Source organism: Lacticaseibacillus boliensis (genome assembly GCF_054784775.1).
In genome coordinates this window covers 39,862-53,293 of sequence record NZ_BAAIHN010000002.1, presented here as the reverse complement: position 1 = coordinate 53,293, position 13,432 = coordinate 39,862, and the positions used below count along the sequence as shown (strand labels likewise).

At 54.1% G+C, this 13,432-nt stretch carries 14 protein-coding genes; 13 read left to right on the top strand and 1 reads right to left on the bottom strand.

The features are described 5' to 3' along the window. The first annotated feature begins 34 nt into the window (after positions 1-34). From ACYVRB_RS01385 to ACYVRB_RS01360, 6 genes are all read left to right on the top strand, one after another. Positions 35-1,231, top strand: a complete 1,197-nt coding sequence (locus ACYVRB_RS01385; protein ID WP_461213088.1) for a CCA tRNA nucleotidyltransferase — start codon at positions 35-37, stop codon at positions 1,229-1,231. Positions 1,232-1,273: 42 nt separating this feature from the next. Continuing rightward, the gene (locus tag ACYVRB_RS01380) at positions 1,274-1,726 is read left to right on the top strand and encodes a hypothetical protein (RefSeq protein WP_461213087.1); all 453 of its coding nucleotides are present in this window, start codon (positions 1,274-1,276) and stop codon (positions 1,724-1,726) included. Positions 1,727-1,820: 94 nt separating this feature from the next. Then, the gene (locus ACYVRB_RS01375) at positions 1,821-3,707 is read left to right on the top strand and encodes an ABC-F family ATP-binding cassette domain-containing protein (protein WP_461213086.1); all 1,887 of its coding nucleotides are present in this window, start codon (positions 1,821-1,823) and stop codon (positions 3,705-3,707) included. 15 nt (positions 3,708-3,722) lie between these two features. After that, positions 3,723-4,673: a thymidylate synthase gene (locus tag ACYVRB_RS01370; protein WP_461213085.1), complete on the top strand. Its 951-nt coding sequence runs from the start codon at positions 3,723-3,725 to the stop codon at positions 4,671-4,673. 448 nt (positions 4,674-5,121) lie between these two features. After that, entirely contained in the window at positions 5,122-5,610 is a 489-nt protein-coding gene (locus tag ACYVRB_RS01365) for a dihydrofolate reductase (RefSeq protein ID WP_461213084.1), read from the top strand. A gap of 93 nt (positions 5,611-5,703) precedes the next feature. Further along, the gene (locus tag ACYVRB_RS01360; protein WP_461213083.1) at positions 5,704-6,462 is read left to right on the top strand and encodes a MerR family transcriptional regulator; all 759 of its coding nucleotides are present in this window, start codon (positions 5,704-5,706) and stop codon (positions 6,460-6,462) included. A gap of 128 nt (positions 6,463-6,590) precedes the next feature. Here ACYVRB_RS01360 and trhA read toward each other — a convergent pair whose 3' ends face one another. Then, positions 6,591-7,229, bottom strand: a complete 639-nt coding sequence (trhA, locus tag ACYVRB_RS01355; protein ID WP_461213082.1) for a PAQR family membrane homeostasis protein TrhA — start codon at positions 7,227-7,229, stop codon at positions 6,591-6,593. A 184-nt stretch (positions 7,230-7,413) separates the two neighbouring features. Here trhA and ACYVRB_RS01350 point away from each other — a divergent pair, with 184 nt between their 5' ends. From ACYVRB_RS01350 to ACYVRB_RS01320, 7 genes are all read left to right on the top strand, one after another. Continuing rightward, a complete protein-coding gene (locus tag ACYVRB_RS01350) occupies positions 7,414-8,256 on the top strand; it encodes a DegV family protein (RefSeq protein ID WP_461213081.1) in 843 nt (280 codons plus the stop codon). A gap of 97 nt (positions 8,257-8,353) precedes the next feature. Next, positions 8,354-9,247, top strand: a complete 894-nt coding sequence (locus tag ACYVRB_RS01345; protein ID WP_461213080.1) for an SGNH/GDSL hydrolase family protein — start codon at positions 8,354-8,356, stop codon at positions 9,245-9,247. 3 nt (positions 9,248-9,250) lie between these two features. Then, on the top strand, positions 9,251-9,865 hold the full coding sequence (locus ACYVRB_RS01340) for a YpmS family protein (protein WP_461213078.1): 615 nt from the start codon (positions 9,251-9,253) through the stop codon (positions 9,863-9,865). Between the two features lie 329 nt (positions 9,866-10,194). Beyond that, positions 10,195-10,710 carry a peptide-methionine (S)-S-oxide reductase MsrA gene (gene msrA / locus ACYVRB_RS01335; protein ID WP_461213077.1) on the top strand — a complete coding sequence of 172 codons (516 nt, stop codon included), beginning with the start codon at positions 10,195-10,197 and terminating at the stop codon, positions 10,708-10,710. A 39-nt stretch (positions 10,711-10,749) separates the two neighbouring features. Further along, positions 10,750-10,992 (top strand): YozE family protein, encoded by a 243-nt coding sequence (locus ACYVRB_RS01330; protein WP_461213076.1) that lies wholly within the window; start codon positions 10,750-10,752, stop codon positions 10,990-10,992. After that, positions 10,985-12,409, top strand: a complete 1,425-nt coding sequence (locus ACYVRB_RS01325; RefSeq protein WP_461213075.1) for a S41 family peptidase — start codon at positions 10,985-10,987, stop codon at positions 12,407-12,409. The genes ACYVRB_RS01330 and ACYVRB_RS01325 overlap by 8 nt, the downstream gene beginning before the upstream one ends. Before the next feature lie 116 nt (positions 12,410-12,525). Beyond that, positions 12,526-13,338, top strand: coding sequence for an alpha/beta hydrolase (locus ACYVRB_RS01320; protein ID WP_461213073.1), 813 nt, complete (start codon positions 12,526-12,528; stop codon positions 13,336-13,338). Positions 13,339-13,432 lie beyond the last annotated feature (94 nt).

The window sequence follows — 13,432 nt, the reverse complement described above, 5'->3', positions numbered from 1 at the left end:
AATTTGCTATCATGGTAGAGAAAGAGGTGCCAGTATGCAAATTGATTTAACCCATCCAGATTTTCAAGCTGCGATCCCGCTCATGCGACAAATCGAAGCAGCCGGCTACGAGGCGTATTTTGTCGGTGGTAGCGTGCGCGATGCGCTGTTGGGGTTACCGATTCACGATGTCGATATCGCCAGCTCCGCTTACCCTGAAGAAATCAAGCAGATTTTTCCTAAAACCGTCGATACCGGGATTCAACACGGCACCGTCATGGTGTTGGACCACGGCGTCGGCTACGAGGTCACGACGTTTCGGACGGAGTCGACTTATCAAGACTTCCGGCGGCCTGACCACGTCACCTTCGTGCGTTCACTTGAAGAAGACCTGCGCCGGCGGGACTTCACGGTCAACGCGTTGGCCGCGCGGCACGACGGCACGATCGTCGACTTGTTTGGTGGTATCGATGACCTCAACCACAAGGTCTTGCGCGCGGTCGGCGATGCCCACGAGCGGTTCCATGAAGACGCGCTACGGATGATGCGTGCGGTTCGCTTCCAGAGCCAGCTGGGCTTCACCATCGAGGCCCAAACCGAAGACGCCATTGCCACCAACGCGGCGTTGTTGGCACACATTTCGGTGGAGCGGATCGCCACGGAGTTTGGCAAGCTCTTGTTGGGCTTCGATCGTGCCGCCGGTTTGGACACGTTGATCACGACGGGGCTGTATCAATACGCGCCGCTGATGGCAGACGCCAAGGCCGGCTTGCAAAAGCTCGCCGCGCTACCGGCCACACCGCTGGCTGATCTGAATGTCGGTTGGACGCTGGTGTGTGCCTGTCTGAACCTCAACGTGCACAAGGCGATGAAAGCCTGGAAGCAGGCCAACGCGCTGGATCGGATCGTGCAACGCGCTGTTGCCTTGTTGCCCAAGATCGATGATGGCGACGTCTGGGCACTGTATCAAGCCGGGACCGATGCCGTCAAAACCGCAATTGCTGCTAAGCAGTATCTGCAACCGGCGTTTGCTGCCGAAGCCGTGCAGGCGCGCTATGCGGCCTTGGCGATCCACAGCAATCAAGAGCTAGCCGTCAACGGTGACATCTTGATGCAACACGGCTTCAAGCCTGGGCGTTTGCTGGGAACGACGCTGCACCGTTTGGAACAAGCGGTCGTGGAAGGCAAGCTACCCAACGACGAATCCAAACTCCTGGCGGCGGCAGCGACTTTTCGTGACGAAGTGTGCTAGAATAGGCATGTAAGCAGATTCACGAAAGGATGGATGGAGCAGATGACTGAACACGTTTTTGAACAGCTGGTGTTTCATTTTCGCAACGGGGACGAGTGGACGGTATCGCACAAGGAGCTGGCCGACATTTGGATCAGCCGTGTGACGACCAGCTACGGTCGGATCAATGGCGGTAATATCCGTGAAATTCACCCGTGCAAGAGTTTTAAAGTCGAGATCCTGCCTGAAGCCGACCATGTGAAGTCGACCGACATCAACACCGGGTCGCTGGAGCTGGGGATGTTTGGCCGGGCGACGAAGTATCAAGATATTGAGAAGATGGATCTGGTCTATGACAACGAGCATGGCATCACGATCTACTTCCCGTTCAAAGAAGTCGATGAAAGTGGCCTCGACAATATTTATCAAAGTAGCAAGGTCAGCAGCAAAAACGGCCATCTCTACATCGTGATCGATGCTCAGCGCACCGTTGATGATGATTATCCGCTGATCTGATCGTACTTAACCCGCAAGCCAACGCTTGGGGGTTTTTGTATGGCCAGGGATTGTCTGTTAAAATAGAAGCAGACTAACATTTGGGACGGATAAAATGCAAACATTAATGGCAAACGGCGTAAGCAAGGCTTACGGCGACAAGCAACTATTCAAAAATATCGACTTTCTGATCAACGAAGGCGACCGCATCGGCCTGATCGGGGTCAACGGCACCGGCAAGTCGACCCTGCTCAACGGGTTGGCGGATGTCGATCCGTTTGATTCCGGCGAGGTCACCACGGCCAAGAACTATCGGATTGCTTATCTGGCGCAGAAGCCGGCGTTGGCGGAAGACAAGCTGATCATGGATGCCGTTTATGGCGGTACCGGACCAATTTTCGCGGCGCTGCGGCAATACCAAAAGGCGCTGGCGGTTTACACCGAAGACCCCATGGACGAAGCCGCACAAGAGGCTTATTCCAAGGCCGACGCGCAGATGACGCAATTGGACGCCTGGCAGGTGGATACAGACATCAAGACGATCCTCACGCAGCTGCATCTGCCGGATCTCAATCAGACGATCGGCAGCCTCAGCGGCGGCCAGCAAAAACGTGTCGGCTTGGCCCAGGTGCTGATTGAATCGCCCGACCTGTTGATCTTGGACGAACCGACCAACCATCTGGATTTTGACTCGATCGCTTGGCTTGAAAAGCGCCTGAGTCAGTACAAAGGCGCGCTGTTGGTCGTCACCCATGATCGTTACTTCCTCGATCGTGTTGCCAACAATATCTGGGAACTCGATCACGGCCAGCTGTATCGCTACGAAGGCAACTATGAAGCCTATGTCACCAAAAAAGCCGAGCAGGTGACGAGAGACACTGCCGCCGCTCACAAGCAGCAACAACTGTATCGCCAAGAACTCGACTGGATGCACGCCGGCGCGCAGGCGCGGACGACCAAACAGCAGGCCCGGATCAATCGGTTTAACGATCTGAAAGCCGACATGGCAGACCGGCCGGCAGCCACCGGCACCGTCGAGATGAAGGTTGCCTCCACGCGTCTGGGCAAGAAGGTCATCACGTTCAAAGACGCGAACCTGACGCTGGGTAAGCACCACATTTTGCAAGATTTCTCATGGTTGGTTCAGCCGGGTCAGCGCATCGGGATCACCGGCGAAAACGGGGCCGGAAAATCGACGCTGTTGAACGTGATCGCCGGGAAGCTGAAGCTCGACAGCGGCGTCGTCGAAATCGGCGAAACCGTGAAGCTGGGCTATTACACCCAGCTGTCACAAGAACTCGACAACAACAAGCGCGTGATCGCGTATCTACAAGACGTCGGCGAAGAGCTGGTGACTAATTCCGGCGAGCGCATCAGCGTCACCCAACTGCTCGAGCAGTTCTTGTTCCCGCGCAGCATGCACGGCGAGCTAATCGGGCGTCTGTCCGGTGGGGAAAAGCGGCGGCTGTATTTACTGCGGGTGTTGATGGAACAGCCTAACGTCTTGCTCTTAGACGAGCCGACCAACGACTTGGATGTGGCCACCTTGACCGTGCTGGAAGATTACCTGGATCATTTTCCCGGCACCGTCATCACCGTCAGCCATGATCGTTACTTCTTGGATAAAGCCGCAGATCACCTGCTGATCTTCAACGGTAACGCCCAGATCGAGCGCTATGTCGGTGAGTTCACCGATTACCTCGCCAAGGCGCAAGCCAAACCCGCTGTCAGCGCGGCCAAGCCGAAAGCCCAACCGGTTGCGCCGGAAGCACCAAAAGTTAAAACTAAATTGACCTATGCGGAAAGCATGGAACATGATAAACTGCAAAAGCAAATGGATGATCTCGATGACAAGATCACCAAGCTCAAGGCCGAAATGGCCGCCACTGACGGCAAAGACTATGTGAAGCTGGGCGACTTGCAGGCACAGATCGATCAGGATAACGCAAAATTAGACGAGATGTTCGACCGCTTTGCAGAACTGGATGAGTACGTCAACTGATATGGAGGGCACGACATGTTAGAGCAACCTTATTTGGACTTGATGCGCCAGATCTTGGCGGAAGGGGATTTCAAAGGCGATCGGACTGGCACCGGCACCTACAGCCACTTCGGGGCGCAGTTGCGCTTTGATCTGCAACAAGGGTTTCCGCTGCTGACGACCAAGAAAGTGCCGTTTGGCCTGATCAAAAGCGAGCTACTGTGGTTTTTGCACGGCGACACCAACATCCGCTTCTTGTTGCAACACAAGAATCATATTTGGGATGAATGGGCGTTCGAGCGTTTCATCGCCAGTGCGGATTACACCGGCCCGGACATGACCAACTTTGGCCAGCGTCGCCTGCAGGATCCGGAGTTTGCCAAGCAATACCAAGAGCAGATGGCGAAGTTCGACCAGCGCATCCTAGACGATTCAGATTTTGCTGAAGCCTATGGGACGCTTGGCAACGTCTACGGGCGCCAGTGGCGTGCGTGGGAAACCAGCCGCGGCGACACGATCGACCAACTGGGTGATGTGATCGAACAGATCCGCACGAATCCCAACTCCCGGCGGCTGATCGTCAGCGCATGGAATCCTGAAGACGTTCCAACCATGGCGTTGCCGCCGTGTCACACGCTTTTTCAGTTCTACGTCAACGACGGCAAGCTCTCCTTGCAGCTTTACCAACGCTCTGCAGACATGTTCTTAGGCGTGCCGTTCAACATCGCGTCTTATGCGCTGCTGACGTCGATGATCGCGCATGAAGTTGGCCTGCAAGTGGGTGAGTTCATCCACACCTTCGGGGATGCGCACATCTACACCAACCACATCGAACAGGTCAAAACCCAGCTTGCGCGTACGCCAAAAAAGGCGCCAACGCTGTGGCTGAATCCCGACAAGCAATCTGTCTTTGATTATGATATGTCTGATATCAAGGTCGAAAACTACGACCCGTATCCAGCAATCAAGGCACCGGTAGCAGTATAACCAGAGCGGAGCAAAGCGGTTTTAGCTGGGAGTCTAAGGCGGCTTGGGCTTGTGCGGCGAAGCCGTGCACGACCGAGACGATTTAGACAGCCCAGCGTTGCTTTGCGTAGCTCGACGAGAAAAACCAGAGCGAAGCGGTGCGCACTTCGCGGGTCGGGTAGCCTAGCTATCGTGTTTGGGGCGGTCTTGGCCCCGAATACGATAGCGTAGCTAGCTGTACCGGCGTTGCACCGCAAAGCTCGACGAGAAAAACCAGAGCGAAGCGGGACGGTTTTAGGCATGTGCATAAGGGCGGCTTGGGTGCGTGCCGGCATTGCCGGCGCGTGACCGAGATGACTTATGCGCAATGCCGTTGTCCTGCGTAGCTCGACGACCCCCAACACAAAATTTGTCAGCTATTCCGCACTGTTCCCCAATCCCACATCCCTTTTTGGAGGAGAAATCCCACATGATCGCATTCTTATGGGCACAAGCCGCCAATGGCATCATCGGACGCGATGGCCGTTTGCCATGGCATCTGCCTGACGACCTCAAGTATTTCAAAGCCAATACGCTCGGACAGTTGACTGTCATGGGACGCAAGACTTATCTCGGTTTGCCCAAGCGGCCGTTGCCGGGACGGGTGAACGTCGTCTTAACGCACGATCCTGATTTTCAGGCTGAAGGCGCGGTAATCGTGCACTCTCGCGATGAGTTGTTGGCACTGGCGGCCAGTCATCCCGATCAAAACGTTGTGATCACCGGTGGTGCCGGCGTTTTTGCCAGTCTCGCTGATCTGCCGGATACGCTTTTGGTTACCCGCCTGGCAGGTGATTTTGAAGGCGATGTGACTATGACGCCGATCGATTGGCAGGCATATCAGCTGGAATCGTCGCGGACGGTTGAAAATCCAGACCCGGCGCTGACGCACACGTTTGAGGTGTGGCAGCGGCGTTAAGTGAGAACCCATCGGCTCAGCCGGTGGGTTTTTGTTTGACCTTCACGCAACGTGAGGGATTATGCTGGTATCAGCAAGGTTGAGGAGGACGACATGGCGACTTATCGGATTAAGGCGTTTGCGGCACTGACAGGCACAACGCCGCGCGCGTTGCGGTATTATCACGAGTTGGGCTTGGTGGTGCCCAAACTCGCGGCCAATGGCTACCGCGAATACACCAGCGCCGACGCAGATCGCTTGCAACGGGTGTTGATGTTACAAGAGCTTGGTTTTCCGTTGCGGGAAATCGCGACGTTGCTCGACAAAGACTCGGCGACGCTGGCGGCAGCGCTGAAGACCCAAGCACAGGTGATTGCTGACAAGCAGCAACACCTTGCGGATGTGGCCCGTCGTCTGGATGCAACTTTGCAGAACTTGGAAGGAGATAACCCGATGCCAGACAATGAAAAATTTGCTGCGTTTAAAGATCAGCAGATTGCGACCAACGACGAACAATTCGGACAAGAAGTCGTTGCCAAGTATGGCAAGACGCAAAAACAGGCCGCAGACGCGCACTGGCGCGATTTGAGCAAAGCCCAGTATGCGCAACTGCAGACGGCCGAACAGCGGCTGAAACAAGCGCTAATCGCTTATCTAGCTGCACCGGTGTTTCCAGGTGCGGATGCTCGGGCGGCGTTTGAAGCTCATCGCCAATGGTTGCGCTTGGCGATGCCCAACTACACCCCGGCGATCCACCGTGGTTTGGCAGATCTGTATGCTGCTGATTCACGCTTTGCGGCGTATTATACAAAACTCGTTGGCAATGATGCCGCGTCGCCTGCGCTGGTGGCAATCATTCGATATTATGCATAGCAAAAGGTGGCAAGAAAGTGAATCCGGCTTTCTTGCCACCTTTATTAGTTAGTGTGAGGTTTTAGAATAGACGCCTCTGGTCATCTTCGAGCTACCCGACCCGCTAAGTACGTGCCACTCCGCTCTGGTTAAACAAACAAATAAATCGATGCGTACATGCAGGCGCTGCCTGCCATGACGAAGAGGTGCCAGATGACGTGAATGTATGGGATATGCTTTTGTGAGTAAACAACTGCGCCCAGCGTGTAGGCGATACCGCCGGAGACGAGCAACCAGAAGCCGATAGGGCCGAGGTGGCGCCAGAGGGGCTGGATCCCGATCAGGCACAGCCAACCTAAGATGACATAGATACTGGTTTCGACGATTTTCCATTTGCCAATGAAGAAGCACTTGTAGCCGATCCCTGCCAAACACAACGCCCAGATCCCGATCAACAGGCCGATGCCAAGCTTACCGCCAATGGCGACGAGACAGTATGGCAGATAGGAGCCTGCGATGAGAATGAAGACGCCGGAATGGTCTAAAACCTGCAACACGTGCCGTGCCTTGGTAAAATAGAGACTATGGAAGGCAGTGGAGGCCGAGTACAAGAGAATCAAGGCCGCCCCGAAGCCGATAAAGGTCGCTTGTCGCAACGGGTCAGACCCTGCGCGGAAAGCGAGCACCACTGTACCGATAATCGCCATGCCCAAGCCAATGGCGTGAGTGGTGGCACTCAGGCTCTCGTTGGTGAAGGTGTAATCTTGTGAGTTGTTAGTTAGTTGCATATGAATCCCTCCGAGATATACCAGTTGTGAAACCAATCGTTTACGACTCCATCATAACATGATAGAATGACCGTATCAACTTAAACTAGTTATCAAAACTAGATAGTCCGATGCTGACAAGGACGACGGTCTTTGTTATACTGACGAAGTGTGTACGTAACCTAGAAGGAAGTGTGGCCGCGACATGGCAAAGATTAAACTTGTAACTGATTCATCAATTCAACTCACGCCAGAGGAAATCGCTGAATACGATATTACCGTGGTGCCGTTGACGATCATGATCGATTCCACTGTTTATATTGATGGGGAAACGATCACCAGATCGGAATTCATGGACAAAATGGCGGAATCTGAGGCCCTGCCCAAGACGTCTCAGCCGGCGCCAGGGACGTTTTTGGATGTCTACAACCGACTAACCGCCGATGGCAGCCAGGTGCTGTCCGTCCACATGTTGCAGGCGATCAGCGGCACGGTCAACTCTGCGCGGCAAGCCGCAGACATGGCAGACGGGGATGTGACGGTGGTCGATTGCGACTTCACCGATCGCGCCCAGGCGTTCCAAGTGATCGAAGCAGCCAAAGCAATCAAGAACGGCGCTGAGATGCCGGAAGTCCTCAACGTGATGCAAAAAGTCAAAGAACACACGACCCTTGTGATGGGTGTGTCGACCTTGGAAAACCTGGTCAAAGGCGGCCGCCTCAGCCGGACGGCCGGTGCGATCGGTTCTTTCTTCAACATCAAGGTGATCTTGCAGGTTGCAGATGGTGAATTGAAGGTCATTCAAAAGGGCCGTGGTGCCAAGACCTTGCATCGCTTCGTCGATAGCTTCATCGAGAAGATGCAAGGCTTCGACAACTTGCGCGAAGTCGGGGTATCCTTTGCCGGTGGTGAAGAGTACGCCCAAGAGATCGGCAACAAGATCCGCACGGCCTTGCCGCATGTGCCGCTCTTGATTCGGCCGACCGATCCAGTCATTGCAACGCACGCCGGAGCTGGCGCGTTTGCGATCATGTGCTATACAGACTAATCACGTCGCCTTACTCGTTTAACGGGTAGGGCGATGTTTGTTTACAGACCCTTAAACCTTTGATGGCGCGGGGTGTGTTATACTAATTTCAGCATGGGTGAGGGCAGGGTGCGACCTGTCCTTTTTCTGTTTGGAAGGAGGGGTCATCATCAAAAAATTTATCCAGGCCTTAGCCGTCGTGGTGGCGGTGGCGGCGGTGACCTTTGGCGGCTGGCAGGTCTTCGGGCCTAAGGTAGAAGCCACACATCTGGAAGGCGTCGCTAACAAAGTGCACACGCGGCGACTAGTCGGAGTGGGCGATTCACTGACGCACGGCGTCGGGGATGCGACAGACTCTGGTGGCTACGTGGCGTTGATCAAGACCGACCTCGAGGCTTCTGGCAATTACCAGGTCACGACGCAAAACTTTGGGGTTACCGGCAACACGGCGCCGCAGATTCAAGCCCGCCTCGATAAGCAAAAGAAGTTGCAAACCGCGGTTGCCAACGCCGATATTTTAACCGTCACCGTTGGCGGCAACGACTTGATGGCAGTGTTACAAAAACACTTTTTTGATATCACGAAACAAGACGTCGCCCAAGGCAACACGAAGTTTCAAAAAAACCTGTTGAAGCTGTTGCACACGTTGCGCAAGGACAATCCTGACGCGCCAATTTATGTCTTCGGGATCTATAACCCGTTTTACGTGTATTTTCCTAAGCTGACGGCGATGACGACCAGCGTGAAGACTTGGAACCAGGCGACGCAACAGACGCTTAAGAAAGTTAACCACGCGTATTACGTCGACATCGATTCTGTTTTGACCAAAGGCGGCACGACCACAGCCAGCAAGGCCACGAAGGCCAAGCTGAAAAAGGCGGTCGCAGGAGACGCCAGCGCCAACCCGCTGATCTTCACGCAGGATCATTTTCACCCGAACAATGCCGGCTACGCCCAGATGACGCAACAGTTGTGGCGGATCATGCAAAAGACGAAGGAGCAATGGCAATAATTAATGAAGCGAGCAGATAGGAAAACCCCGAAGAAAAGGATCAACTGGTGGCGTTGGGTTGCGCTGGTCTTGCTTGGCCTGATCATCGGTACTGGTGTCTGGTTTACCGTCAAGGTGCTGACACCGTACAACGACCCGATCACGCAAACCACGACTACCACTGAAGAAGACAATCAGCCGGCACTGTCTGTGCACCTGACCAAGCGGCAGGTCAACCGGATCGTTGATTATTATCTCAATGATTATCTCAAAGACAGTAAGATCAAATACACGATGACGATCGGAGACCAAGCGGTGCTTGGTGGCAAGTTCCAGTTCTTCGGGTCGACGATCAAATTCCAACTGTTGTTCGATCCGCTGGTCAAAGCTAACGGCGACGTCGAACTCAAGGCCCGCAAGTTGAATATTGGCAGCTTACCGGTCCCAATCAGTTATGTCCTGAACTACGTTGGCCATAGCTACAAGCTACCCAAGTGGGTGAAACTCAATAGCTCAAAAGAAACCATTGTGTTAAAATTGAGCAAATTCACCATGCAAAACGGCATGGCATTAAAAGCCACCAAGATCGACTTACCCAATGACGAAATTGACTTTTCGGTGTACTTACCGGAAAAGTAACCCAGAGTTTTTTGAGGCGTTCTTAGCGATGGGTGTAAGGTGGTCTGGGCTTGTGCGGCAAAGCCGTGCGAGACCGGAACGCCTTACACGCAATCGCGTTGCCTCAAAAAGCTCGACGAACTCCAGAGCGAAGCAGGACGGTTTTAGGCATGTACATAAGGCAGCTTGGGTGCGTAATGGCAACGCCATCGCGTGACCGAGATGACTTATGCGTAATGCCGTTGTCCTGCATAGCGCGACGACAACCGCCAAAGCAAGTCCCAGTTGGCTTGTTATGGTTCCCATTGCCGTTAAACAAACAATCATTATCTCAAAGGAGACGACCAAACATGTCTGAAACTGCAATTTTTGCCGGTGGCTGCTTCTGGTGTATGGTGCAACCATTCGAAGAACAACCAGGGATCTTGAACGTGGTGTCGGGCTATACCGGCGGCCATGTCGCCAATCCTACCTATCAGCAGGTGCAATCCCACACGACTGGCCACACCGAAGCCGTTGAAATCACGTTCGATCCCAAAATCATCAGCTATGACCAGTTGTTGGATGTTTATTGGCAACAAACCGACCCGACGGATGCGATGGGTCAGTTCCAAGATCGCGGCGACAACTATCGGCCGGTGATCTATGTGGCCAACGATGACCAACGCAAGGCGGCAGAAGCGTCCAAGAAGGCCTTGGCCGCCAGCGGCCGCTTCAAGGAGCCGATCGTGACAACGATCGAAGATGCCAAGCCGTTTTACCCGGCAGAACCTGAACATCAGGAATTCTACGCTCACAACCCGCGGCGTTATGCGCAAGAACACGCCCAACGCCAAGCGTTCATCGACGAGAACTGGAAAGACTAGCGATTCTCGATTCAGCGCGGAGACAGAGAAAGGAATAGCATGCGGCAGACTTTTTATCAGTATCTCATGACCTTGCGCAACCCCAACGATCACAGTGAGATCGCGGATTTTGCACAAAACGCCTTCTTAGACCAAAGTTTTCCCAAGCAGGTGTCTGATTTTGACAAACTCAGCGAATACCTCGAACTCAACGGCAACTACCTGCCGAGCATGAGTGTGTTTGATGATGTTTGGCAGGAATACCTGGCGCGGGAACAGATCGGAGGCGAGACGCTTGGCTAAAAAACATTTGCAGGTCCCAGCATGGCTACTCGCCGTTGGCATGAGTGTGACGCTGATCGGTGGCGGCGTGCTCGGCTACACGGTACACACGATGCAAGACGCGACAACGACCAATACGGCCAATTTGCCGAAGGGCTTTGGCAAAGTGTTGTCGACTTATTCGACGATCCAGTCGAGCTACTATAAGAAGACATCGAGCACTAAGCTCGCAGACGGCGCGATCAAGGGGATGCTTGATAGCCTAGGTGATCCGTATTCGACCTACCTCACCAACGATTCCAAGAGCTCGCTGGATTCGACGCTTTCTGCCAGCTTCGGCGGCATCGGGGCCACGGTTCAGCAGGGCTCGGATAAGTTAACGGTCGAAAGCATCATGCCAAACACCCCAGCCAAAAAGGCGGGGATGCAAGTCGGCGACCAGTTGATCAAGGTCAACGGCAAAGACGTTTCCAAAGAAGACGTCAGCACCGCCGTCGCTAAGATCCGGGGCAAGATCGGGACCACCGTCAAGGTCACGGTCAAGCGCGGTAGCAAGCAGCTGACTTTTGACATGAAGCGCGCGAAGATCACCACAGACACCGTCGAAGGCAGCTTGGACAAGACCAACAAGAAAGTCGGGATCATCACGATCGCGACCTTCTCGGAACCAACAGCTAAGCAGTTCGAACAAACCGTTAAGAAACTGCGCAAACAAGGCGCCAAGCGCTTCGTCCTTGATCTGCGTGGCAACCCAGGTGGTGAGCTGACGCAGGCGTTGAGTATTGCGTCGATGTGCTTGAAAGATGGGCGTACCATCGTGAAGGTCCAAGACCGCTCCGGTGCGACCCAGACGTACAAGGCGGCCGAGAAGTACGATAAAGGCTTCAAGGTCACCGAACCGATGGCGATCTTGATCGATGGCAACTCCGCTTCTGCTTCTGAGATCTTGTCAGCGGCGCTCAACGAGAATAACAAGACCCCGCTGGTTGGGGAGCAGAGTTATGGCAAAGGCACCGTGCAAAATGTCGCCAGTCTCAACAAGTCCAGCGAAGTCAAGTTGACCGTCGCCAAGTGGCTGACGCCAAATGGGACCTGGATCAACAAGAAGGGCCTGACGCCAACGGTTAAGGTCAAGTATCCCGCCTACATGAACATCACCGCGTTCTCGACTGACAGTCTCAAAGCCGGTGACGAAAGCGCTGATGTCAAGTCGCTGCAACAGTTGCTGAAGGTTGTGGGTAACGACCCAGGGACCGACAACGGCTACTATGGCCCGTCGACACAAGCCGCAGTCAAGGCGTTCCAGTCTGCCAACAAGCTGGATGCTACCGGCAACGCAGACGCCAACACCTTGGCAGCGATGGTGGCGAAGCTGTCTGCACAGTTTGCCAACAACGATCCGCAGCTCAAAGCTGCGGTGAAGGCCGTGCTCAACTAAACAGACTGAATGGGAAGGCGGCTGACTGGTCGCTTTCCCATTTTTTGGTTAGAATTCAAGTGATTAAACAAGCGTCCGTGAAGGGTAAATCGACGGCGCCATGGAGGCAAATGCTTGTGAAAAAGAAATGGTGGTTACTCGTCCTGATCGTTGTGGCGTTGGTTTGTCTCAATGGGCTGACTTGGCATCAGGAAAAATCGCCAAAATCGACGACCAGCGTACCAACGATATTTTTACATGGATATAGTGGTACGGCCTATTCGACAGATAAAATGATTGCCGCCTTGACGCGGGCAGGCGTCGCCAAACAGACGATGACAGTCACCGTGAGTCCTAATGGCAAGATGAAGGTCAAAGGTGACTTGCACGCCAAGCATCCCCTCGTTCAAGTGGTGTATCAAGATAGCCTTGATAATCAGCAGTTTACGCACTGGTTACTGCAGGTATACGCGATGCTACACCAGCGGTACCATGTGCAGCGGGTCAATGCGGTCGGCCATTCTGATGGTGGGACCGCCGTGATCGAAGCAGCGATGCAGCATCCTGCCGTCAAGATGAACAAGCTGGTCGCGATCGCAGCACCGTTCACCAGCGGTTTTGTGCCAGACGGGACAACGATCGCAGGCAAGTATGCCAAAAACGGCAAACCGCTCGTCGCAAGCGCCAAGTATCGCCAGATGGCGCGCGAAGCTAAGAATTTTCACGCCAAGGCGGTGTTGGATCTGTATGGGGATCTCGGGGATGGCAGCCACTCTGATGGTGTGGTTGACGTCAACGCCGCCAGCAGTCTCAAGTATCTCCTGCGGGACTGGCACGGCGATTACCAGGAACGCGAAGTGAAGGGAAAAGGCGCCCAGCACAGTCAGCTGCACGAGAACAATAAGACGGTCGACACAGCGTTGCGGCACTTCCTGTTTTCTGATCAATAGGGGTAAAAAAAACCAAAGTCTAAGTATTTCGACGTTGTTGCATACAAGCAAATAGCGCTGTCCATGCAGGGCAGCGCTATTTGCGCGTTACGAA

Bases quoted from the DNA above. Each gene is read 5' to 3' on its own strand.
- ACYVRB_RS01385 (WP_461213088.1), top strand. From the start codon at position 35: ATGCAAATTGATTTAACCCATCCAGATTTTCAAGCTGCGATCCCGCTC.
- ACYVRB_RS01380 (WP_461213087.1), top strand. From the start codon at position 1,274: ATGACTGAACACGTTTTTGAACAGCTGGTGTTTCATTTTCGCAACGGG.
- ACYVRB_RS01375 (WP_461213086.1), top strand. From the start codon at position 1,821: ATGCAAACATTAATGGCAAACGGCGTAAGCAAGGCTTACGGCGACAAG.
- ACYVRB_RS01370 (WP_461213085.1), top strand. From the start codon at position 3,723: ATGTTAGAGCAACCTTATTTGGACTTGATGCGCCAGATCTTGGCGGAA.
- ACYVRB_RS01365 (WP_461213084.1), top strand. From the start codon at position 5,122: ATGATCGCATTCTTATGGGCACAAGCCGCCAATGGCATCATCGGACGC.
- ACYVRB_RS01360 (WP_461213083.1), top strand. From the start codon at position 5,704: ATGGCGACTTATCGGATTAAGGCGTTTGCGGCACTGACAGGCACAACG.
- trhA (WP_461213082.1), bottom strand. From the start codon at position 7,229: ATGCAACTAACTAACAACTCACAAGATTACACCTTCACCAACGAGAGC.
- ACYVRB_RS01350 (WP_461213081.1), top strand. From the start codon at position 7,414: ATGGCAAAGATTAAACTTGTAACTGATTCATCAATTCAACTCACGCCA.
- ACYVRB_RS01340 (WP_461213078.1), top strand. From the start codon at position 9,251: ATGAAGCGAGCAGATAGGAAAACCCCGAAGAAAAGGATCAACTGGTGG.
- msrA (WP_461213077.1), top strand. From the start codon at position 10,195: ATGTCTGAAACTGCAATTTTTGCCGGTGGCTGCTTCTGGTGTATGGTG.
- ACYVRB_RS01330 (WP_461213076.1), top strand. From the start codon at position 10,750: ATGCGGCAGACTTTTTATCAGTATCTCATGACCTTGCGCAACCCCAAC.